The organism is Nonomuraea sp. NPDC002799, assembly GCF_053592075.1.
Window position 1 is genome coordinate 793,825 of record NZ_JBSFVA010000001.1, and the last position, 21,646, is coordinate 815,470.

Consider the following 21,646-nt stretch of genomic DNA (forward strand, 5'->3'; position numbering starts at 1 on the left):
GGCCCGCACCCCCGGGAGGGTGCGGGCCGTGACAGCAAGAGAGAAAGACGGGTCAGTGGCCGTGGCCGTGACCGTGGCCACCGCCGGCGGCGGGAGCCTCCTCCTCGGGCTTGTCCACCACGAGAACCTCGGTGGTGAGCAGCATGCCCGCGATCGAAGCCGCGTTCTGCACAGCCGACCGCGTGACCTTCACCGGGTCGATGACGCCCTGCGCGATCAGGTCGCCGTACTCGCCGGTCGCGGCGTTGAAGCCCTGACCGGCCGAGAGCTCGGCCACCTTGTGCGTCACGACGTAGCCCTCAAGACCGGCGTTCTCGGCGATCCAGCGGGCCGGCTCGGCCAGGGCGCGGCGCACGACGCCGACACCGGTGGCCTCGTCGCCCGTGAGGCCGAGGTCGTCGAGCTCCTTGCCCACGTGGATGAGCGCGGAGCCACCGCCGGAGACGATGCCCTCCTCGATCGCGGCGCGCGTCGCGGAGATCGCGTCCTCGAGGCGGTGCTTCTTCTCCTTCAGCTCCACCTCGGTGGCGGCGCCGACACGCAGCACGCACACACCTCCGGCGAGCTTGGCCAGGCGCTCCTGCAGCTTCTCGCGGTCCCAGTCGGAGTCGGACTGCTCGATGGCAATCTTGATCTCCTTGACCCGGTCCTCGATCGCCTTCGCGTCACCGGCGCCGTCGACGATGGTCGTGGCGTCCTTGGTGACGACGACGCGGCGGGCCGTGCCGAGCACTTCGAGACCGACGTGCTCCAGCTTGAGGCCGACCTCCTCGCTGACGACCTGGCCGCCGGTGAGGGTGGCGATGTCCTGCAGCATGGCCTTGCGGCGGTCGCCGAAGCCCGGGGCCTTGACGGCCACGGAGGTGAAGGTGCCGCGGATCTTGTTGGTCACCAGCACGGCCAGGGCTTCGCCCTCGACGTCCTCGGCGATCACGAGCAGCGGCTTCTTCGTCTGGGCGATCTTCTCCAGCAGCGGCAGGAAGTCCGCGATGGAGGCGACCTTGCCCTGGGTGATGAGGACGTAGGTGTCCTCGAGGACGGCCTCCATGCGCTCGGGGTCCGTCACCATGTAGGCCGACAGGTAACCCTTGTCGAACTGCATGCCCTCGGTGAACTCGAGCTCCATGCCCATGGCGTTGGACTCTTCGACGGTGAGGACACCGTCCTTGCCCACCTTGTCGAACGCCTCGGCGATCAGCTCGCCGATCTTGGCGTCCTGCGCGGAGATCGTCGCGACATTGGCGATCTCGTTCTTGTCGCCGACCTCGCGCGCGCTGGCGAGCAGCTTGTCGCTGATCACCTTGGCGGCCTTGTCGATGCCGCGCTTGAGCGACAGCGGCGAGGCGCCGGCGGCCACGTTGCGCAGGCCCTCGCGGACCATGGCCTGGGCCAGGACGGTCGCGGTGGTGGTGCCGTCACCCGCGATGTCGTTGGTCTTGGTGGCAACTTCCTTGGCGAGCTGGGCGCCGAGATTCTCGTAGCGCTCTTCCAGCTCGATCTCACGAGCGATGGTCACACCGTCGTTCGTGATCGTCGGGGCACCGAACTTCTTGTCGATGACGACGTTGCGGCCACGGGGGCCGAGGGTAACCTTCACGGCGTCCGCGAGGGCGTTCACACCACGCTCAAGAGCGCGGCGGGCGTCCTCGTTGAACTCCAGGATCTTCGCCATGCTGAAAGTCCTCTCCTAGCATCGAAAGCCCCGGCCGCCCACAAGAGCGCCCGGGGCCCGACACAACCGGCTTACTTCTCGATGATCGCGAGAACGTCGCGGGCGGAGAGCACGAGGTACTCCTCGCCGCCGTACTTGACCTCTGTGCCGCCGTACTTGCTGTAGAGGACGATGTCGCCCTCGGCGACGTCAAGCGGAATGCGCTTGTCGCCGTCCTCATCCCAGTTGCCGGGACCCACCGCGAGGACCTTGCCCTCTTGCGGCTTCTCCTTGGCAGTGTCCGGGATGACCAGGCCGGAAGCGGTGGTCTGCTCAGCCTCAAGCGGCTGAACCACAATGCGGTCGCCGAGCGGCTTAACGGGAACCTTGGTGGCGGTCGTCACGATCGGACCTCCCCTTCAGATTTGAATGATCTAGAAGAGGCGACCAGCGGGGCCTGCCGTCGCGGGTGTCAGACCTGCCTCGTCGCACGTTGGCACTCTCAAGGGGAGAGTGCCAACAGGAAACATATGCAAGAGGGGCTTGACAGTCAACACGAACGCGTCCGCTGACAGCGATCAGGCATCAGAGCCGTCCGCCAGATCAGCGCCGGCGCCCGCGCGAGCACGAGTCCGGTCAGGCGACTCCAGGCACCGGCGACGCCGAGAGTCAGGGCCCGTGCGACCCCCGCGCCCAGCAGCTCCACGACCGTCACAACGGCCTTTCCCAAGTCTCCCACGTGCACGAACGTTCACGTCGGCACCGCGCCGCCGAAGGCGACATACCCACCGCCACCGCCGGGCACGACCCGCTCCAAATGTTCCGCTACGCCATGAGCTGAATCGTCTGCGCCGGTCCGTTCCCGGAGCGGAATCGTCTGCGCCGGTCCGTTCCCGGCACCACCGACGTGGCGGCGTCCGCACCCGCGCGACCGCGCTAACGTCGTCCGACGTGGACGTCGACGCCTTCAACGAGTTGCTCACCCCGCGCGGCCGGCGAGCCCTCGCCGAGGCCGGGGAGCTCATCGGCGCCGATCCGGTCGCCGCCGCCACGAAACTGCGCAAGACCTACGACGCGACCCTCACCTCCGCCGCCCTCACCCAGGCCGGGCTGCGCGAACGCGCCAGAGCCAAGTTCGGCGCGGACGCCGGCGCGATGTACTTCACCCCTCACGGGCTGGAGCAGTCCACCCGCGCGGAGGTCGCCGAGCACCGCGCCCGCCGGATCGCCGCGACCGCGCCGGGCCCGAGCGTCGTGGACGCCTGCTGCGGCATCGGCGGCGACTTCCTGGCCCTGGCGCGCGCCGGCTGCACCGTGACGGCCGTGGACACCGACCCCCTGACCGCCGCCGTGGCCAGGGCGAACGCCGACGCGCTCGGGGTGGGCGACCGGGTGACGGTGACCGTGGCCGACGCCGCCACCGTGCGCCCGGAGGCGTACGACGTCCTGTTCGCCGATCCTGCCCGCCGGACGAGCCGGGGCCGGACGTTCGACCCCATGGCCTACTCGCCGCCCTGGCCCGTGGTGCTCGACCTGATCTCCCGAGCCCGCAGAGCCTGCCTCAAGGTGGCCCCGGGCATCCCGTACGAGTTCATCCCCGGCGGCGCGGAAGCTGAATGGATCTCCTACAAGGGCGAGGTCAAGGAGGCCACGATCTGGGCCGGCCAGGGGGACGGCCGGCGCGCCACCCTGCTCCCCGCCGGGCACACCATGGCCGCCCGGGACGTCCGGCCCCCGGTGGGCCCCGCCGGCCGCTACGTCTACGAGCCGGACGGCGCCGCCATCCGGGCACACCTGGTGGGCGAGGTGGCCGAAATGATCAATGGCCGCCTGCTCGATCCGATGATCGCCTACATCACGGCCGACGATCCGGTGGACACTCCCTGGGCCTCCCGGTACGAAGTGACCGACATTCTGCCGTTCTCCCTGAAAAAGCTGCGTACCACACTCCGAGAGCGACAAATCGGTAATGTCACCATCAAAAAGCGCGGCTCCGCCATCGACATCGAACGCCTCCGCGCCGACCTGCGGCTCAACGGGGATAAATCTGCGGTCATCATGCTGACCCGAATTCTGGATAAACCCTCGGTCCTCATCTGCAACCCCTTCCGACCTGCCTGAACGCCCAAATCGCTCATTTATCCGATAACCGCGATCTTTCACTTCAGCACTGACGGACCTTGCCGAGAGGCTAAGGTTGGCGGGCGGGCGTTCTCCCCCTAGTGCGGTTAACCGCGTTTTCGCTCTTTCAACTGCAGACCGGACCTATCCCCACCGCTGCGCGGCTGACCGTCGGCGAGCGAAGGAGCCTTTCGGTGAACCATTCCAGCCACACCGTCCTTCTCCAGGCAGGCGCTCCGACCGACGTTCCCGCGAGGATGCGCGACCTGCTCGCGCGTGCCGCTCAGGATCACGTGTACGAGCAGCGCACCCAGGGCGCCGTGCTCGACGAGATCCGCCAGCGGCTCGAAGGCATGGAGTGGCTGCTTCGCGAGGTCCGCGAGCGCGAGCTGGGCGGGCTCAGCGGCACGCTCGAATCGGTCAGCGGACGGCTCGACGAGATCACCGCCAAGCCGCCGATGTGGGCGGAGGGCCTCGCCCAGCACGTGGAGGCGGTCCGCGACCACGTGGACGCCGTCGGAGAGCGGGTGGGCCACGTCGACGCCCAGATCGCCCCCGTCGCCGAGCTGCCGAGCCTCTGGGCCGATCTGGGGACCATGGGCGAGAGCGTGGAGGAGGCGCTCAACCGGCTGCAGTCCGTGCTCGACTCCACCGATGGCATCACCAAGGGCATGTCCGATTTCGCCGCCACCCTGGCCACCCTCCACTCCAGCATGGAGGCCGCCGCCAGCCGGTTCACCAGGCTCGACAAGTCGATGGCCGATCTGGCCACCCGCACCGACCGCGTCGAGATCGTGGTGGGCGATCTGTCCGAGAGCGTCAACGACCGCCTGGCGGGCACGGCCGAGCAGATGGCCGTCAAGGTCGACGCCGCCGAGCAGCGTCTCACCACGCGGATCGAGGAGACCGACCAGCGCCTCACCACCCGCCTCGACGAAACCGACCAGCACCTCGCGACCCGCCTGGACGAGACCGGCCGGCACCTGACGGCCCGCCTCGACCAGACGGACCGGCACCTGACGGCCCGCCTCGACGAGACCGACCAACGCCTGACAGCCCGCCTGGACGAAACGGACGAGCGCCTCACCACCCAGCTCACCGAGGCGGACGAGCGCGCCACCACACGTCTCAGGGAGGCCGACGAGCAGCTCACCGGCCGCCTGTCCGGCATCGAGCAGCGCCTGACCGCCCGGCTCGACGAGGCCGACCGGCACCTCGCCGTCGAGCTCGGCGAGAGCGAGCAGCGCCTGGCCGCCCGGCTCGACGGCGTCGACGCCCGCCTCGAACGCGCCGAGGGCCGCCTCATGGGCCTCGACACCAGGCTGACCGGGTTCGACAGCCGCCTGGAGTCAGCCGACGAGTGCCTGGCCGACATCGACACCAGGCTCGACGGGCTCGACGGGCGGATGACCGGCGTCGACAAGTGCCTCATTTCCGTGGACAGCCGGCTCGGCGGGGTCGACAAGCGGCTGGGCACGATGGACGGTCACCTGGGCCGCCACGACGACCGCTTCGACGCGCTGGACATGCGTATCGACACCCGCTTCACCTCACTCGACGAGCGCATGGCCACCACCGACCAGCACCTGGGCGACAGCGCCACCCGCAGCGAGGGCCGCTTCAACAAGCTCGACAACCAGATCGACGCCATCGACGAGCGGCTGGGCGAGGCCGAGGAGCACCTGAGCGGCCGCCTCGACACGATCGACGGCCACTTCAGCGGTCTCGACACCCGCTTCAACGGCCTCGACGCCCACATGAACGGCCTGGCCACCCGCGCCGAGCAGGCCGGCGAGCACCTGGAGTCCGTGGACGACCGCATCGAGGCCGTCAACCAGCGTGTGGTGCAGCTACCCGCCGCCCTGGCCATCCCCGAGCGGGTCGGCGACCTGATCAGGTCGCAGACCGGCGAGCACGCCGAGCGCCTGGCCGCCGCCGCCGACACGCTCACCGACCTGGTGCGGTCGCGCCCGGACCGCGACGAGCTCGCCGAGACGGTCAGCGGCATCGTCGCGCCCGCGACCGACGACCTGACCAAGCGCCTCGGCGCCCTGGAGGAGAGCATGCTGGTCCTGGCCGAGGCCCTGCTCCGCCCGACGAGGACCAAGGACTGAGCCCCCGAAGCCACCCGGACCCACCACCCCGGACACACCGCCCCGGACAAGCGCGACTTAACAAGCCCGGCCCGGACAAGCGCGGCCCGCGCGAGCCGGTCTGCACGAGCGCGGGCCGCGCGAGCCGGTCTGCACGAGCGTGGCCCGCGCGAGCGTGGCCCGCGCGACGGGCTCACACGTAGACGGTCGTGATCGGCAACGAGGAGTCGGCCGGGATCTCCAGCGTGGACGGTGTGATGCCGGCCGCCACCAGGTCCGAGCCCAGTGCGGCGACCATGGCGCCGTTGTCGGTGCACAGCCCGGGCCTGGGCACCCGAAGGCGCACACCCGCCGCCTCGCACCGCTCCTGCGCCAGCGCCCGCAGCCGCGAGTTGGCCGCCACCCCACCGCCGACGAGCAGGTCGTGCACGTCGTACTTCTTGCACGCCTGCAACGCCTTGCGGGTCAGCACGTCGACCACGGCCTCCTGGAAGGAGGCGGCCACGTCGGGCACGTGCACGGACTGCCCGGTGGCCTCGCGGGCCTCGACCCAGCGCGCCACGGCGGTCTTGAGGCCGGAGAAGGAGAAGTCGAGCGTGCCGTCGTCGACCTTGCCGCGCGGGAACGTGATCGCCGTGGCGGACCCGTCGCGCGCGGCCCGGTCGATGTACGGCCCGCCGGGGAACGGCAACCCCAGCACCCGCGCCACCTTGTCGAACGCCTCCCCCGCCGCGTCGTCGACGGTCGAGCCGAGCGAGATGACGTCGGCGGCCACGTCGGGCACGAGCAGCAGCGAGGAGTGCCCGCCCGACACCAGCATGGCGATGCACGGCTTGGGCAGCGGCCCGTGCTCAAGCTGGTCGACGGCGACATGGGCGGCCAGGTGGTTGACGCCGTAGAGGGGCACGCCGAGGCCGAGCGCGTAGGACTTGGCCGCGGCCACGCCGACCAGGAGCGCCCCGGCCAGCCCAGGGCCCGCCGTGACGGCGATGGCGTCGATGTCGGCGAATCTCAGCCCGGCCTCGGCCAGCGCGGCCTCCACGGTCGGCGTCATGGCCTCCAGGTGGGCGCGCGAGGCGACCTCGGGCACCACGCCGCCGTAGCGGGCGTGCTCCTCCATGCTGGAGGCGATCGTGTTGGCCAGCAGCGTGTGACCTCTGACGATGCCGATGCCGGTCTCGTCGCAGGACGTCTCGATGCCCAGGACCAGAGGTGCGTCAGCCATCCAGCTTCCTTCTCATCATGATCGCGTCGGTGCCGTCGTCGTAGTAGCGGCGGCGGGTGCCGATGTCCTCGAACCCGAAATGCCGGTAGACCCCCTGCGCCCGCGGGTTGTCGTCCCGGACCTCCAGGAAGATCTCGCGCGCTCCCCTGCGGCGCGCCTCGGCGAGCAGCTCGGTCAGCATCGCGCCGCCGAGGCCGGTGCCCTGGTGCTTGTCCAGCACCGCGATGGTCTGCACGTCGGCCTGATCGGCTGCGACGGCGAGCCCGGCGTAGGCCACGATCTCGTCGCCGACCAGGGCCACGACGTAGTGGCGCGAGCGCGGCATGTCGGCCAGCTCGCCGCGCATCATGCCCTCGCTCCACGCGTCGAGCGGGAACGTGGCCCGCTCGATCGCCATGACCGCCGGAAGGTCGGCCTCGGTCATCGGCCTGAGCCTCACGCCGTCACCCTCTTGGGCGCGCCCGGCACCACCGCGTCGGGCCGGCGCAGGTAGATCGGGCGCGGCGGGTCGAGCGGCGTGCCCTCGGCCAGCCGCTCGGCCGCGAGGGCGGCCAGGGCGCCCGCATACGGGTACGGCGCCACCCCGCCCCCTTGTCCCAAAATTTCGGCATAAAGCGCGGCACCGGCGCCCACGACCGGCAGCCCCTCCACCGGAACGTCGGCGGGCCGGTCCACGAAAGGCCCGGCCAGCCTGGTGCGCATGTCCGCGTAACGCGCCCAGAACACCTCTTTGCGCCGCGCGTCAGTGGCCACCAGGAACGGCTCGCCGAACCCGCTGCCGTAGGCGACCGCGTCGAGGGTGCACACGCCGTAGGCGGGCACGCCGAGCGTCGTGGCGAGCCCCTGCGCGGTCATCAGCCCGACCCTGAGCCCGGTGTAGGGCCCGGGGCCGCTGCCCGCCACGATCGCCGTGACGTCGCGCAGAGACGTGCCCGCCTCGCGCAGCACCACCTCGATGGTGGGAACGAGCAGCTCGCCATGGCGCCGGGCGTCGATCGTCGTCGACTCGGCGAGCACACGCTCCCCGTCATGGAGCGCGGCGGTGACAGCAGGTGTCGCGGTATCAAAGGCCAGGACCAGCACGACTGTTTAGCCTACCCGCCGGACGGCTCACACCCAGCCGGTACGCCACTTCAGCCAGCCGAGCGCGACCACGCCCTGCGCCTGCTGGAACGCCCTGAGCTTGGGAATCCCCGGCGGCCCCGGCAGGCGGCCCTGCCGGACGAAATAGCCGGTCAGCGCGGCGACCACGGCGGTCACGGCCGGATCGGGGTTTGTGAGCAGCTCATGCGGCTGCGGCCCGCCCTGCATGCCGACCGAGGGCAGCAGAGACACCAGATCGAACCAGGGCGCGCCCACACAGGCCCACGGCCAGTCGACGACGTAGACGTGCTCGTCGGTGAGCAGGATGTTGTCGGCCCGCAGGTCGGCGTGGACCAGGCTGTCGCCCGCCGCCGCCACGGCCCAGCCGGACTCCAGCTCGGCCAGCGCGCCGAGGTGGCGCAGCGCCCAGGGGTCGAGGCCCGCGGTGTCCTCCTCCAGGAGCCGCCGCCAGCCGCGCAGGCGCGGGCCGAAGACCGCCTCGATCGGCGGCGCGTCGATGGGGGCGGGGGTCAGCAGGGCCGACATCTCGCCGACGGCGGCGAGCACCCGGTCGAGCTCGCCGCGCCGCCACGGCAGCGCGGGATGGGCGCCGTCGATGTCCTCGAAGACCAGCGCCACCCAGCCCGCGACCTCGAAGCCGGTCAGCAGGCGCGGCGCGGGAAGTGACGCGGGGAGCATCGCGGCGATCTTGAGCTCGGCGCGGTAGATGCCGGGGGTGTCGGGGTTCGGCTCGGGGCCGACGGCCTTGACGAACGCGCATCTGCCGCCCTCGGTCCGCAACCGCACCGCGGCCGCCGGCGAGAACCCGCCCGGCTGGGTGTCGGCCGCCACCACCCGGCCGCCGAGGAACTCCTCGACCGCCGCGCGCACCGACGGGTGGACCTTCTGCCACGGCACCCGCGTGCCGGACGCGGGCGGATGGGTCTCTGCGCTCATGCCTCCATGCTCCCGGAGGGCGCAAACCGTTTTCAGGCCGCGGCGGGCGCAGCCGTTTTCAGCCCACGAAGACGCAGCCGGTCTCAGCCCACGAAGACGCAGCCGGTCTCAGGCCGCGAAGGCGCAGCCGGTCTCAGCCCACGAAGGTGTGCCCGAACTCAGACCTTCGAGGCGTAGACGATGATGTTGTCGAGGTATTCGCCCTTGGCGTAGTCGAACTTGCCGCCGCAGGTGACCAGCTTGAGCCCGTCCTCGACGTACACCCGCTTGGCCGGGAAGGAGTCCTTGTGCACCTGCTCGATCGCGTCGACCTTGTAGCTCACGACCTTGCCGTCGCTGCGCTCGACCTTGACGGTCTCACCCTTGCGTAACTGCCTCAGCTTGTAGAACACGGCCGGAGCCGACTTGGTGTCGACGTGGCCGATGATCACCGAAGCCCCCTTCTCCCCGGGTACGGCGCTGCCGGTGTACCAGCCGGCGATCTTCGGCTTCTCGTAGGGCGGCAGCTCGACCTCGCCGTTCTTGTCCAGGCCGAGCTTCATCAGCGAGGCCTCGACGTCGATCGAGGGGATGTCGATGCTCTCGGGCACGACGGCCGCGACGGGCGTGGTGCCCGTCATGCCCTTGCCGAACGCCACCAGCGCCAGTCCCGTGAGGGCGCCCGCGAGCACCACCCGTCCTGCTCGGGCCATCGCCTCAGCCCGCCTACGCCCGGTTGCGCCGCTTGACCGCGATGCCGGCGCCCGCGACCAGCGCCAGCCCGATGAGGACGGCGGCGGGACCGAACGGGATGGAGGACTCCTCGCCGGCGTCCTTGGCGTACATGCCGCCGCCGCCCGCCTTGGGCGCCTTGCTCGGCACGCTGCTGGGCAGGGCGTCGGCCGCGACGACCCTGAGCGTGGCGCGGCCCATGTCGTTGGTGCCGTCGCACTTGACGTCGACCCGGTAGTTGCCGCGCCGGACCGCTCCAGACACGCGCGCCTCGCCGCGCACCCAGGGCGAGCCGTTGGCGGGGCTGGCGGTCACGGCGGGCGTGATCGACGCCGCGGGCACGGGGTTGAGCGTGACGCCGTTGACGAACGCCCTGGAGGTCGCGGTGCCGGTGTGCGCGGGGCCGCCGGTCGGGACCGGGCAGTTGGCCAGGATCCACACGCTGGAGGTCTCGCCCGCGGTGATGCGGTCGGGGTTGAGCTGGACCGAGATGGTCTGCCTGGTGGCCGTCGGCCGGGGACTGCCGGTGAGGGGCGTGCTCGGCGTGGCCGACGGAGCGGCTGTGCCGCTGGCCGAGGGTGTCGGTGTGGGATCTGTTTCCGCTGAGGCCGTGCAGCCGGTCAGACCGACCATGACGATGACTCCCGCGTAAGCGACTCGCCTGACCCTGAGCACCGGCCGCACCCCACTTTGCCGTCTTGCACCCCAGCATCCACCAAAATTGTGGATGTCGCCCCTCCTGATACCCAGAATTTCTGGGCGAATCCCTGACCAGCGATCATGATTCATATCTATGGCCTGGTAAGTCAAGGGTGCCAGCATTAACACTGTTTGACGGTGGTTTTAATCTTCTGGCGGATCAGACGGCGTGTCGGCCCACCTGGGGCCCACCCCGCGCAGCGTGATGATCCGCGCCTCGTCGCCCGCCTCGCGATCGATGTGGATGTCGAGCCGGTCGTCGGCCAGGCCCTCCACCAGGCCCTCTCCCCACTCGACGACGGTGACGGACTCCTCCAGGGAGGCGTCCAGGTCGAGGTCGTCCACCTCCAGGTCGCCGCCCAGCCGGTAGGCGTCGACGTGCACGAGCGGCGGGCCCTGGCGCAGTGACGGGTGCACCCTGGCGATCACGAACGTGGGCGAGGTGATGGGTCCGCGTACTTTGAGCCCTTCGGCGATGCCCTGCACGAGCGTGGTCTTTCCGGCGCCGAGCGGGCCCGACAACACGAGCAGGTCGCCAGGGCGCAGGTGGCCGGCCAGGCGGGCGCCGTACGCGCGCATGGCCTCGGCGGTCGCGAGCCTCACGTCAGAGCTCCACCCGCTTGGCCAGGTCGCGCAGCACGTCGTTGACGATGCCCGGCCGCTCCAGCTGGATCAGGTGGGAGGTGTCGGGCACCTCGGTGAGTTGCGCCTTGGGCAGCGCGGCCGCGATGGCCTTGCTGTGCTCGGGCGGGGTCAGCCAGTCGTGGTCGCCCACGAGGATCGCCGTGGGGACCGGGTCGAGCACGTGCAGGGCGGAGAGCTTGTCGTGGTTCATCAGCGCGGGGTAGAAGTCGGCGACCACCTCGGTGGGCGTGCCCCTGATCATCGACTCGGCGAAGTCGACCAGGGTCGGGCTGACGTTCTTGGAGTCGCCGAAGCCCATGTAGCGGGTGATCAGGAAGGCGATGTCGCTGCCCGCGTGGCGGGTCTTGTCGATCAGCGAGCCGCGCTTGCCCAGCATCGAGACCGTCGAGGGGGCGACCTTGTGCACGACCTTGGACAGCAGCGCGGGCAGGCCCAGCGTCAGCTCGGCCAGCTTGCCCGCCGAGGTCGCGATGAGCGCCACCGCGCGGATCCGGTCGCCGAACAGCTCGGGGTGGCGGTCGGCCAGTGCCATGATGGTCATGCCGCCCATGGAGTGGCCGACCAGCACGCACGGGCCGGGCACGAACTGCTCGATCACCTCGGCCAGGTCCTCGCCCAGCCGGTCGATCGTGCTGTCGGCGGCGCCGCCGCGCTGCGAGCGCCCGTGGGAGCGCTGGTCCCACAGCACGACGCGGTAGTTTTCGCGCAGGTCCTTGCGCTGGTAGTGCCAGGACTCCAGGTTGAGGCAGTAGCCATGGCAGAAGACCACGGTCAGCGGCGCGTCATCGGGCCCGTCGATCTCGACGTGCAGCGCCATCCCGTCGGAGGTGACGAGCGTGCGCTCCCTGCCCCGCAGCTCGCCGTACGGCTCACTGGACTCCGTGTCGGGGCGCAGCCTGATGCGGCCGACCGCGTAACGCTTGGCCAGCGCCGCCGCCGCGACTCCGGCGGATGCCGCACCGACGAGCGCGCCGGCGATCCCGACCCTGCGCCGTCTTGTCGTCGTCGTCATGTCCCCGATCCTTCTACGCTCATGGCCGTCGCGCGGTGCCTTGCGTCACTGGGAGCTCCTGTGCTCGTAGACACGCGGTACCCGCGAACCGATCCTGGTCACGATCTCATGCGTGATCGTGCCGAGAGTATCCGCCCACTCCTGAGCGGTCGGCTCGCCCCCGTCGCCGGGCCCGAACAGCACGATCTCGTCTCCTGCCGACAGCGGGTCGTCCCCCATGTCGATCATGAACTGGTCCATGCAGACCCGGCCCGCGACGCGCCTGCGGCGCCCGCCGGCCAGCACCTCGGCGCGCCCGGTCGCGTGCCGCAGGATGCCGTCCGCGTAGCCGAGCGGGACCAGGCCGAGCGTCGTCTCGCGCTCGGTGGTGTAGAGGTGGGCGTAGGACACGCCCGAGCCCTCGGGGACCCGCTTGACCAGGCCGGCCTGCGCCACCAAGGTCATCGCCGGCCGGAGGCCGAAGTCGCCCAGCTCGGGGATCGGGCTCAGGCCGTACGTCGCGAGGCCCGGCCTGACCAGGTCGTAGCGGGCGGCGGGCAGCGTCATGAGGGCGGCGGAGTTGGACAGGTGCCTGATGACGTGAGAACCGGCCGCGCCGGCCTGCTCGGCCGTCTTCAGCGCCGCCTCGAACGCCTGTATCTGCAACTCGATCGAGGGATGTCCGGGAATGTCGGCACAGGCGAAGTGGGACCAGAGGCCGACGATGTCGATGACCCCCTCGGCCCGCAGCTCCAGCGCCCGGTCCAGCAGGCCGGGCCAGGCGGCCGCCGGAGCCCCGCCCCTGCTCATGCCGGTGTCGGCCTCCAGGTGCAGCTTCGCGGTGCGGCCGGTGCGGCGCGCGGCGTCCGCGATCTCGCCGAGCAGCCGCTCGTCGGCGGCCGACAGCTCGATGTCCTGGCGCAGCGCCTCGTCCAGCGGCTCGCCGGGGGTGATGAGCCACGACAGGATCGGCGCGGTCACGCCGCCCGCGCGCAGCGCGAGCGCCTCGCGTACGAACGCGGTGCCCAGCCGGCTCGCGCCACCCTCCAGGATCGCCTCCGACGCCGGCACCAGCCCGTGCCCGTAGGCGTCGGCCTTGACGGCGCCCATCAGCTCGGCGCCGCCGGCCCGCTCCTTGAGCAGGGCCACGTTGCGCCGGATCGCCGCCAGGTCCACCCGCGCCTGCGCGGGCGAGGGCATCGAGTAGTACATCCTTCTAGTGTGGCAGCTCACGCACGTGGTCGAGCGCGATTTTCGCTGCCAGGACCCCTACACGCCTACGAGTCGCCGGTGACGGCGCGGATGGCCCTGGGGACGGCCGCGGCGACGTCGGCGGCCGTCAGCGGCGCTCCACCGGCGGCGATCCGCCCGGCGACCCCGTGCAGGTAGGCCGCGCAGGAGGCGGCGTCGTAGCAGCTCAGCCCCTGGGCGAGCAGCGCCCCCGCCACCCCCGCCAGCACGTCTCCCGTGCCGCCGGTCGCGAGCCAGGGCGTGCCGGTGACGTTCACCCGGACCGGCCTGGAGTCCTCCGCGATCACGGTGGTCGAGCCCTTGAGCAGCACGGTCACCCCCAGCTCGGCCGCCGCCACGCGGACGTGCTCCAGCCGGGCGGCCTCGATCTGGTCGCGGCCGGCCTCGATCAGCCGGGCCAGCTCCCCGGCGTGCGGCGTGATCAGCACCGGCGCGGTACGCCGCAGCAGCCCCCGATCCCCGGCCACCAGCGTCAGCGCGTCGGCGTCGACCAGCACGGGCACGTTGGACGCGAGCACCCTGGCCGCCAGCTCGTGCGCCCAGTCACCGGTCCCGAGGCCGGGCCCGAGCACCCACGCCTGAACCCGCCCCACGTCGTCGATCGAGGGCCGCGCCAGCTCGGTGACGACCGCCTCCGGCCAGTGGCCGCGCACCTGCGCGACCGGCTCGGCGGGGCCGGCGTAGCGGACCATGCCCACGCCCGCCCGCAGCGCCCCGCCCACGGCGAGCACGGCGGCGCCGGTGAACTGGTCGCTGCCCGCCGCGACCCCCAGCACTCCTCTGCGGTATTTGTCCGACTCCTGGCCGGGCCTCGGCAGCAGGACGTCCACGTCGCCGTCGGTCAGCGCGGCGGTGTCGGGATCGGGCAGGAAGGCGCCGAGCCCGATGTCCACCAGCTCGACGCGTCCCGAGCAGGCGGCGCCCGGATCGACGAGCAGCCCCGTCTTGTAGGCCCCCATGGTCACGGTCACCTTGGCGTGGATCGCCGCCCCGTGCACCCGGCCGCTGCTCGCGTCCACGCCGCTCGGCACGTCCACCGCGACGATCGTGCCGCGCGCGGCGTTCGCCCGCTCGGCCAGCCGCGCGTACGGCTCCCGCAACGCCCCGGCCACCCCGATGCCGACGAGCCCGTCGATGATCAGATCGGCCCGCTCCAGCTCGCCGGGCTCGACGACCCGGCCGCCGGCCTGCCGCAGCGCCCGCAGGGCCGCCTCGTGCGTCTTGGACCCGGCGAGCACGGCGCCCACCCAGGCGCCTCGCCTGGCCAGGCGCTCACCGGCGTAGAGCGCGTCGCCGCCGTTGTCGCCGCTGCCGACGAGGAGCACGACGCGTTTGCCGTACACCCTGCCGAGCAGGTCGGCGCAGACGGCGGCGAGCCCGGTGGCGGCCCGGGCCATGAGCGTGCCCTCGGGCAGTCGTGCCATCAGCACGTGCTCGGCGGCCCGGATCTGGTCGGCGGTGTAGGCGGTGCGCATGATCAGAAACTATCCCTCGGCGATCACGTAGGCCACGGCCACGCCCGCGTCGTGGCTCAGAGAAACGTGCCACCGCTTGACCCCGAGGTCGTAGGCCACCTCGGCGGCCTTGCCGGTGATCCGCAACTCGGGCTTGCCGAGCTCGTCGCGGCGCACCTCGGCCTCCAGGTGTCCCAGCCCCCTGGGCGCGCCGAGCGCCTTGGCCACGGCCTCCTTGGCGGCGAACCTGGCGGCCAGCGACCGCACCGGCAGCGGCTTCTCGATCTCGGTGAAGAGCCGGTCCCGCAGAGCCGGTGTGCGCTCCAGGGCGGCCTCGAAGCGGGCGATGTCCACGATGTCCACGCCGATACCCAGGATCATCGTCCCAGAGTACTTAGAACAGGCCCCGTTCCCACGGACCCCAGATCGCGAAGGAGCGGCCCTGCCTGGCCTGGACGTTGACGAACAGCGTGTGGCCGCCGGGCCCGAACGTGGTCCCGGCGAACTCCGCGCCGGGGTCGCCCGTGATGGGCTCCAGGCGGCAGAAGTCGAAGATCTGCCCCGTCCTGGTGAGCCCGCGCAGGTAGTTGTCGCCGTCGCCGTCCTCGCACAACACCAGCGTGCCGCGCCTGCTGACCGTCACGTTGTCCGGCAGGTCGAGCACGGCCGAGCGCGGCGACTCGTAGACGAGCTTGAGCCGCCCGCTCCAGGTCTCGTACGCCCACACCTGGCCCCGCCCCTTGCCGAACCCGTCGGGCGGCGAGTCGCCCGGCGCGGTGGCCCCGCCCTGGGTGGAGACGAAGTAGACCGTCCCCTGGTGGTAGACGGCCCCCTCCAGCCTGGAGAAGATCGCCGCCCCCTCCTCCCTGCCCTGCCTGCCGACGGCCTGGACCGCCTCGTCGTAGGACGGCCTGCCGGTGAAGGCCGGGTCGGGGTCGTCGATGTCCACCCAGACGGTGGCGTACGAGGCGCCCGGAGGTTGTCCCGCTGACAGGTCCTTGCGCTTGGCGCCCTTGACGGCGAGCATCTGCAGCCGGCCGCCGTCGAGCAGCTTCCCGGCCTGGACGGGATGCTTCGGGGGCAGATACCGGTAGAACCCGGACGGGAAGGCGAAGTTGTCCTCGGTCAGGTAGAGCGCGCCCGTGGCCGGGTCGAACGCGACCGACTCGTGCGCGAACCGCCCGGCGGACCTGATCGGCCTGGCCGTGGCGGCACGGTGGACCGGCACCTCGAAGAGGTAGCCGTGCTTCTCCTTGAGCTTGGCGTTGTCGGCGCCGGAGTGGTCGTCGGCCACGTCGGGCCCGTTGACCGTCTCCTCGCAGCTCACCCAGGCCCGCCACACCATGGGACCGCCGGAGCAGTTGGTCATGGTGCCGTTCAGCGAGGGGGCGCTCGTCAGCACCTCTCCGTAGCGGGTGACGCGCAGCGTCGAGGTGCCGCCGCCGGCCATCGGGTCGTAGGCCTTGTCCTTGTCGCCGAACGCGCCGACGGGCCCGGAGACCTCGTGGTTGCGGATGAGGATGGCGCTGCCGCCGGGGCCGGAGAAGGCCGCCATGCCGTCGTGCCGGCCCGGTACGGCCGATCCGTCGCTGAACTTCTCGCCGGCGGCGCTGAAGGAGCGGTAGGTGAACCCGTCGGGCAGGCGCAGCCGCACCTTTCCATCGCGCAGGTCGCGTACGGGCCTCAACGCCCCGTATCCGGGCGCCGGTCTGGCTCCGCCCTGCTCGCCCGCGCAGGCGACCCCCGCGAAAGGCCCGGCGATGCCCGTGGCCACGGTGAAGATGAAGCGACGACGGTCCACGAAGACCTCCCGGCACGAAACAGTAGCCGTCTGCGATTGCCGAAAGAGCGACTTCGCGAAAGACCCGTCCTCCTTCCCCGAACGCAGTCTCGGTAATCCCACGTCTTTATCCACAGGCTGTGGACACCGAAGCACCCGCGCCCCCGGCCATGATCCGGTTTGTCCCGCATCGCTACGCTGCCTAGGTGAACAACGGCTACGTGGAACTGAGCAGGGAGCAGTGGAGCGAGCTCCGCAAGAACACGCCCTTGACTCTCACCGCAGACGAGCTGGAAGAGCTGCGCGGCGTCGACGACCCCATCGACCTCACCGAGGTCACCGACATCTACCTCCCTCTGACCCGGCTGCTCAACCTGCACTTCACCGGGTCCAAAGAGCGCAGCAGCGTGCTGAGCGCGTTTCTCGGCCACGCGGAGCAGCGCGTCCCCTACATCCTGGGCATCGCGGGCAGCGTCGCGGTCGGCAAGTCGACCACGGCGCGACTGCTGCACACCCTGCTCGCCCGCTGGCCCGAGCACCCGCACGTGGAGCTGATCACCACCGACAGCTTCCTGCATCCCAACGCGGTGCTGGAGGCCAAGAAGATCATGCATCGCAAGGGCTTCCCCGAGAGCTATGACCGGCGGGCGCTGGTCAGGTTCGTGGCGGAGGTGAAGGCGGGCCTCCCGGAAGTGCACGCTCCCATCTACAGCCACCTCGAATACGACATCGTCCCCGGTGCCAAACAGACCGTGAAAAGCCCTGACATCCTGATCATCGAAGGGCTCAACGTCCTCCAGCCCGCCCCGCCCACGTCCCTGGCGGTCAACGACTACTTCGACTTCTCCATCTACGTCGACGCCAAGATCGAGAACATCCGCACCTGGTACGTCGAACGTTTCCACAAGCTGCGCCGCACCGCCTTCGAAGACCCGAAGTCCTACTTCCGCCACCTGTCGGAGTTGCCCTACGACGAGGCCACCCGCTTCGCCGAGAACATCTGGCGCGACATCAACGAGCGCAACCTGGTCGAGAACATCGCCCCCACCAGGGGCCGCGCCGACCTCGTGCTGAAGAAGGGCGTCGACCACGCGGTCCGCCGGGTGCGTCTGCGACAGACCTGAACGCCTCCTCGAACACGTAACGGGCGAACCTGCCCCCGCACTCCTGGTCGTCGATCCCGGCGAACCAGCACTCCTCACCATGATCGTGGCACGTGTGGCGAATCATGTGAGAAAGCCTCACGTGATCGCGTCAACGCCACGTCAACGTCCGATGGACGACAATGGCAACGTGCTACACCTGCGACTGATCTGCCCGGCCGCGCGCACCCCCGAGGCGACGGCGGTGTTGGAGGAATGCCCAGGCGTCACCAACATCGTCGTCCTGCCCGGCGCGGGCCGGCGGCCCGCCGGCGACGTGCTGCTCTGCGACGCGGCGCGCGAGTCGGCCAACGAGGTGCTCAGCAGGCTCAAATGGCTGGAGGACGAGGGCTCCATCGCCATCGAGCAGGTCGACCTGGCGCTGTCCAAGGTCGCGGCCGAGGCCATCGAGGAGGCTCCCGGCGACCCCGGCGACGCGGTGGTGTGGGAGGAACTGGCGCACAAGATGCACTCCGAGTCCCGCATCACGTGGGCCTATCTTGTCTTCCTCGCCATCGCCACCCAGCTCACGGGCATCGGCGTGCTGCTCAACTCCCCCATTCTGATCATCGGCGGGATGGTGCTGGGGCCCGAGTTCGGCCCGATCGCGGCCATCTGCTTCGGGCTGCTGCACCGCCGGTGGCATCTGATCATCAAGTCGATCAAGACGCTGATCGTCGGGTTCACGGTGGCGATCGCCATCAGCTTCGCCTGCGCGCTCGTCTTCAATTTGCTCGGCTGGATCGACATGGGCAACCTCACCGGCAACGAGGAGGTCCAGTTCATCGTCAAGCCGGACCGGTGGTCGTTCATCGTGGCCCTGCTGGCCGGCGCGGCCGGCGTCCTGTCGGTCACCGCGGGCAAGTCGTCGGCCCTGATCGGCGTCTTCATCTCGGTCACCACGGTGCCCGCGGCCGGCTACGCGGCCGTCGCGATGGCGCTGAGCGACTGGGCCGAGGTCGCGGGGTCGATCTCGCAGCTCGCGGTCAACATCCTCGGCATGGTGATCGCGGGCACCGCGACACTGCTCGTCCAGCGGAAATTCTGGCCTCAAGTAGGACGCCGTTCATCCGCATGAACGAGGCCAAGGGCCTGGGACGCCAGGTAGGGTCCGGCACATGCACATCCTCGCCACCGAGGGGCTGACCAAACGTTTCCCCACCGTCACCGCGATCGACCAGCTCACGGTCACCGTGGGGCCAGGGGTCACCGGTCTGGTGGGTGCCAACGGCGCGGGCAAGTCCACGCTCATCAAGATCCTGCTCGGTCTGCTGCCGCCCAGCGGCGGCACCGCCAGGGTGCTCGATCTGGACGTGACCGCACAGGGGGCCGAAATTCGCAGGCTCGTGGGCTACATGCCCGAGCACGAGTGTCTCCCGCCGGACGTATCCGCCACCGAATTAGTCGTCCACCTCGCACAGATGTCCGGGCTGCCGCGCGTCGCCGCCCGCGAACGCGCCGCCGATGTGCTGCGCCACGTCGGCCTGGCCGAAGAGCGCTATCGTGCCGTCGGAGGCTACTCCACGGGCATGAAGCAGCGCGTCAAGCTGGCTCAGGCCCTGGTCCACGACCCTAAACTGATCTTTCTGGACGAGCCCACCAACGGCCTCGACCCGCGGGGCCGCGACGAGATGCTGGCGCTGATCCGGCGCATCGGCACCGAGTTCGGCATCAGCGTGCTCGTCACCTCCCACCTGCTGGGGGAGCTGGAGCGCATCTGCGACCACGTGATCGTCATCGACGCCGGGCGGCTGCTGCGCTCCTCGGCGATCGCCGAGTTCACCCAGGCCACGCAGACGGTCACGGTCGAGGTCGACGAGGGCACCGAGCCGCTGGCCGCCCGGCTGACCGAGCAGGGGCAGACCGTCTCGCGGCAGGGCCGCCTGCTCGTGGTCAAGGTGCTCGGCCCCGAGACGTTCGACGCGATCCGTGACGCCGCCGTGGACCTGGACCTCTGCCTGATCCGCCTCGAACAAGGACGTCACCGCATCGAGGACGTCTTCAGGGAGGAGACGGCAAATGTCTGAGATTTACGACATCGGCTATCGGCACTACGAGGGGCCGCGGCTCGGCCGCGGCTACGCGACCAGGGCGCTGGCCGTGCACAGCCTGCGCGGCATCTTCGGCCTCGGGCGCACCGCCCGCAGCAAGATCATGCCGTTCGCCCTGGCCACCATCATGTTGCTGCCCGCCGTGGTGACCATCGCCATCATGGCCCTGGCCCGGCAGCGCGGCATCGCCTACAGCGGGTTCGCGGTCGTCATGCAGGCCGTGATAGCGACCTTCCTGGCCTCGCAGGCGCCCACGGTGGTCGCCCCCGACCTGCGCCACCGCGTGCTGCCTCTCTACCTGTCACGCCCCGTCTCGGTCACCGAGTACGTCGCCGCCAAGGTCACGGCCATGACCGTCGCGCTGTTCCTGCTGGTGGCGGTGCCGCTCACGCTGATCTACGTGGGCGAGCTGGTCGTCGACATGCCCGGCTCCCCGGCCACCGGCGAATACGTCGGCGCCCTGGTCATGACGCTGGCGCTGGCGGTGCTGCTGTCGGCGTTCGGGCTGGCGCTGGCCTCGTTCACGCCGCGGCGCGGGCTCGGCGTGGCCTCGGTGATCGTGGTCTACCTGCTGTCGTCCGCCTCGGTCCCGGTGGTCTACGCCTCGCTGGCCTCGACGGGCAACGAGTCGGGGGCCGCCTGGGCGTGGCTGCTGAACCCGTTCTGGCTGGTCGACTCGGTGCAGTCGTGGTTGTTCGGCACCCCGCCGCACTCCATCGAGAGCAGCCCCTACCCCAACGGCCCCGCCTCGGCCGCGATCCTGGTCGTGCTGGTCGTCGCCGGCGTGTTCGCGCTCGCGCTGCGCTACCGGAAGGCGGCCTCGCAGTGAAGATCGAGCTTTCCCAGGTCTCGCGCTGGTACGGCAACGTGGTGGCCGTCAACGACGTGACGATGACGATCGGCCCGGGCGTCACGGGCCTGCTCGGCCCCAACGGCGCGGGCAAGTCGACGCTCCTGCACATGATGGCCGGCTTCCTGCCGCCGTCGGGCGGCACCGTCACGCTGGACGGCGTCCAGGTCTGGAAGAACCACCAGATTTACCGAAATATCGGCCTAGTTCCGGAGCGGGAGGGCGTGTACGGCTTCCTCACCGGCTGGCAGTTCGTCCTGTCCGCCGCCCGTCTCCACGGCCTCTCCGACCCCGACGAAGCCGCCCGCAAGGCGCTGGCCACCGTCGAGATGGAGGGGCCCAAGGACCGCCGGGTGGAGACGTACAGCAAGGGCATGCGCCAGCGCGTCAAGGTGGCCGCGGCCCTCGTCCACGACCCGCCCGTGCTGCTGCTGGACGAGCCGTTCAACGGCATGGACCCGCGCCAGCGTATGCACCTGATGGACCTGATCCGGGCCATGGGCACGGCGGGCAAGACGATCCTGTTCAGCTCCCACATCCTGGAGGAGGTCGAGCGGGTCGCCCAGCAGATCGAGGTGCTGGTCGCCGGGCGGCACGCGGCCTCGGGGAACTTCCGGGAGATCCGGCGGCTGATGACGGACCGGCCCCACCTGTTCCTGATCCGCTCCTCGGACGACCGGAAGCTGGCCGCCGCCCTCATCCGCGACAACTCGGCCGGCGGCATCACGCTGCGCCCGGACGGCCTGGAGGTCCAGGCCACCGAGTTCCGCCGCTTCGCCCGGCTCCTGCCCCGCGTCGCCCAGGCCGAAGGCGTGCACCTGCACCAGGTCTCCCCGGCGGACGAAGACCTGGAGAGCGTCTTCTCCTACCTGATCACCAGGAGCACCTGATGAATACCACGAGGGAGTGCCGCCACCTGGAGGAGCGGCGGGAGCGAAGCGA

The 21,646-nt window shown here is 70.7% G+C and carries 21 protein-coding genes; 7 read left to right on the forward strand and 14 right to left on the reverse strand.

Annotation, left to right across the window (positions count from 1 at the left end; genetic code table 11):
* Positions 1-52: 52 nt before the first annotated feature.
* Together groL and groES are read right to left on the reverse strand one after the other, a co-directional pair.
* Positions 53-1,672, reverse strand: a complete 1,620-nt coding sequence (gene groL / locus ACWD0F_RS03540; RefSeq protein ID WP_449872311.1) for a chaperonin GroEL — start codon at positions 1,670-1,672, stop codon at positions 53-55.
* A gap of 71 nt (positions 1,673-1,743) precedes the next feature.
* Positions 1,744-2,055, reverse strand: coding sequence for a co-chaperone GroES (groES, locus tag ACWD0F_RS03545; RefSeq protein WP_184958020.1), 312 nt, complete (start codon positions 2,053-2,055; stop codon positions 1,744-1,746).
* A gap of 547 nt (positions 2,056-2,602) precedes the next feature.
* On the opposite strand from groES, the gene ACWD0F_RS03550 reads away from it, so the two are divergent.
* Together ACWD0F_RS03550 and ACWD0F_RS03555 are read left to right on the forward strand one after the other, a co-directional pair.
* Complete coding sequence (locus ACWD0F_RS03550; RefSeq protein WP_449872312.1) at positions 2,603-3,772, forward strand: class I SAM-dependent methyltransferase; 1,170 nt, start codon at positions 2,603-2,605, stop codon at positions 3,770-3,772.
* A 194-nt stretch (positions 3,773-3,966) separates the two neighbouring features.
* On the forward strand, positions 3,967-5,886 hold the full coding sequence (locus ACWD0F_RS03555) for a hypothetical protein (RefSeq protein WP_449872313.1): 1,920 nt from the start codon (positions 3,967-3,969) through the stop codon (positions 5,884-5,886).
* A 172-nt stretch (positions 5,887-6,058) separates the two neighbouring features.
* On the opposite strand, the gene tsaD is transcribed toward ACWD0F_RS03555, so the two are convergent.
* From tsaD to ACWD0F_RS03615, 12 genes are all read right to left on the reverse strand, one after another.
* Positions 6,059-7,090, reverse strand: a complete 1,032-nt coding sequence (gene tsaD, locus ACWD0F_RS03560) for a tRNA (adenosine(37)-N6)-threonylcarbamoyltransferase complex transferase subunit TsaD (RefSeq protein ID WP_449872314.1) — start codon at positions 7,088-7,090, stop codon at positions 6,059-6,061.
* Positions 7,083-7,514: a ribosomal protein S18-alanine N-acetyltransferase gene (gene rimI, locus ACWD0F_RS03565; RefSeq protein ID WP_449872381.1), complete on the reverse strand. Its 432-nt coding sequence runs from the start codon at positions 7,512-7,514 to the stop codon at positions 7,083-7,085. Before rimI ends, tsaD begins: the two co-directional genes overlap by 8 nt.
* Before the next feature lie 11 nt (positions 7,515-7,525).
* Entirely contained in the window at positions 7,526-8,173 is a 648-nt protein-coding gene (gene tsaB / locus ACWD0F_RS03570) for a tRNA (adenosine(37)-N6)-threonylcarbamoyltransferase complex dimerization subunit type 1 TsaB (protein ID WP_449872315.1), read from the reverse strand.
* A gap of 27 nt (positions 8,174-8,200) precedes the next feature.
* Positions 8,201-9,130 (reverse strand): aminoglycoside phosphotransferase family protein, encoded by a 930-nt coding sequence (locus tag ACWD0F_RS03575; RefSeq protein ID WP_449872316.1) that lies wholly within the window; start codon positions 9,128-9,130, stop codon positions 8,201-8,203.
* Positions 9,131-9,288: 158 nt separating this feature from the next.
* Positions 9,289-9,822 (reverse strand): class F sortase, encoded by a 534-nt coding sequence (locus ACWD0F_RS03580; protein WP_449872317.1) that lies wholly within the window; start codon positions 9,820-9,822, stop codon positions 9,289-9,291.
* A gap of 13 nt (positions 9,823-9,835) precedes the next feature.
* Complete coding sequence (locus ACWD0F_RS03585) at positions 9,836-10,474, reverse strand: hypothetical protein (RefSeq protein WP_449872318.1); 639 nt, start codon at positions 10,472-10,474, stop codon at positions 9,836-9,838.
* 210 nt (positions 10,475-10,684) lie between these two features.
* Positions 10,685-11,143, reverse strand: coding sequence for a tRNA (adenosine(37)-N6)-threonylcarbamoyltransferase complex ATPase subunit type 1 TsaE (gene tsaE, locus ACWD0F_RS03590; RefSeq protein WP_449872319.1), 459 nt, complete (start codon positions 11,141-11,143; stop codon positions 10,685-10,687).
* Position 11,144: 1 nt separating this feature from the next.
* A complete protein-coding gene (locus tag ACWD0F_RS03595; RefSeq protein WP_449872320.1) occupies positions 11,145-12,197 on the reverse strand; it encodes an alpha/beta fold hydrolase in 1,053 nt (350 codons plus the stop codon).
* 45 nt (positions 12,198-12,242) lie between these two features.
* Entirely contained in the window at positions 12,243-13,388 is a 1,146-nt protein-coding gene (gene alr / locus ACWD0F_RS03600; RefSeq protein ID WP_449872321.1) for an alanine racemase, read from the reverse strand.
* Positions 13,389-13,453: 65 nt separating this feature from the next.
* Positions 13,454-14,902, reverse strand: a complete 1,449-nt coding sequence (locus tag ACWD0F_RS03605; protein ID WP_449872322.1) for an NAD(P)H-hydrate dehydratase — start codon at positions 14,900-14,902, stop codon at positions 13,454-13,456.
* Between the two features lie 9 nt (positions 14,903-14,911).
* On the reverse strand, positions 14,912-15,262 hold the full coding sequence (locus ACWD0F_RS03610) for a holo-ACP synthase (RefSeq protein ID WP_449872323.1): 351 nt from the start codon (positions 15,260-15,262) through the stop codon (positions 14,912-14,914).
* Positions 15,263-15,275: 13 nt separating this feature from the next.
* The gene (locus tag ACWD0F_RS03615; RefSeq protein WP_449872324.1) at positions 15,276-16,682 is read right to left on the reverse strand and encodes an alkaline phosphatase PhoX; all 1,407 of its coding nucleotides are present in this window, start codon (positions 16,680-16,682) and stop codon (positions 15,276-15,278) included.
* A gap of 200 nt (positions 16,683-16,882) precedes the next feature.
* Here ACWD0F_RS03615 and coaA point away from each other — a divergent pair, with 200 nt between their 5' ends.
* From coaA to ACWD0F_RS03640, 5 genes are all read left to right on the forward strand, one after another.
* A complete protein-coding gene (gene coaA, locus ACWD0F_RS03620; RefSeq protein ID WP_449872382.1) occupies positions 16,883-17,785 on the forward strand; it encodes a type I pantothenate kinase in 903 nt (300 codons plus the stop codon).
* Between the two features lie 169 nt (positions 17,786-17,954).
* Positions 17,955-18,881 (forward strand): DUF389 domain-containing protein, encoded by a 927-nt coding sequence (locus ACWD0F_RS03625; RefSeq protein WP_449872325.1) that lies wholly within the window; start codon positions 17,955-17,957, stop codon positions 18,879-18,881.
* Positions 18,882-18,921: 40 nt separating this feature from the next.
* Complete coding sequence (locus tag ACWD0F_RS03630; RefSeq protein ID WP_449872326.1) at positions 18,922-19,830, forward strand: ABC transporter ATP-binding protein; 909 nt, start codon at positions 18,922-18,924, stop codon at positions 19,828-19,830.
* The gene (locus ACWD0F_RS03635) at positions 19,823-20,683 is read left to right on the forward strand and encodes an ABC transporter permease (RefSeq protein ID WP_449872327.1); all 861 of its coding nucleotides are present in this window, start codon (positions 19,823-19,825) and stop codon (positions 20,681-20,683) included. Before ACWD0F_RS03630 ends, ACWD0F_RS03635 begins: the two co-directional genes overlap by 8 nt.
* On the forward strand, positions 20,680-21,594 hold the full coding sequence (locus ACWD0F_RS03640) for an ABC transporter ATP-binding protein (protein ID WP_449872328.1): 915 nt from the start codon (positions 20,680-20,682) through the stop codon (positions 21,592-21,594). The genes ACWD0F_RS03635 and ACWD0F_RS03640 overlap by 4 nt, the downstream gene beginning before the upstream one ends.
* The last annotated feature ends 52 nt before the right edge of the window (positions 21,595-21,646 follow it).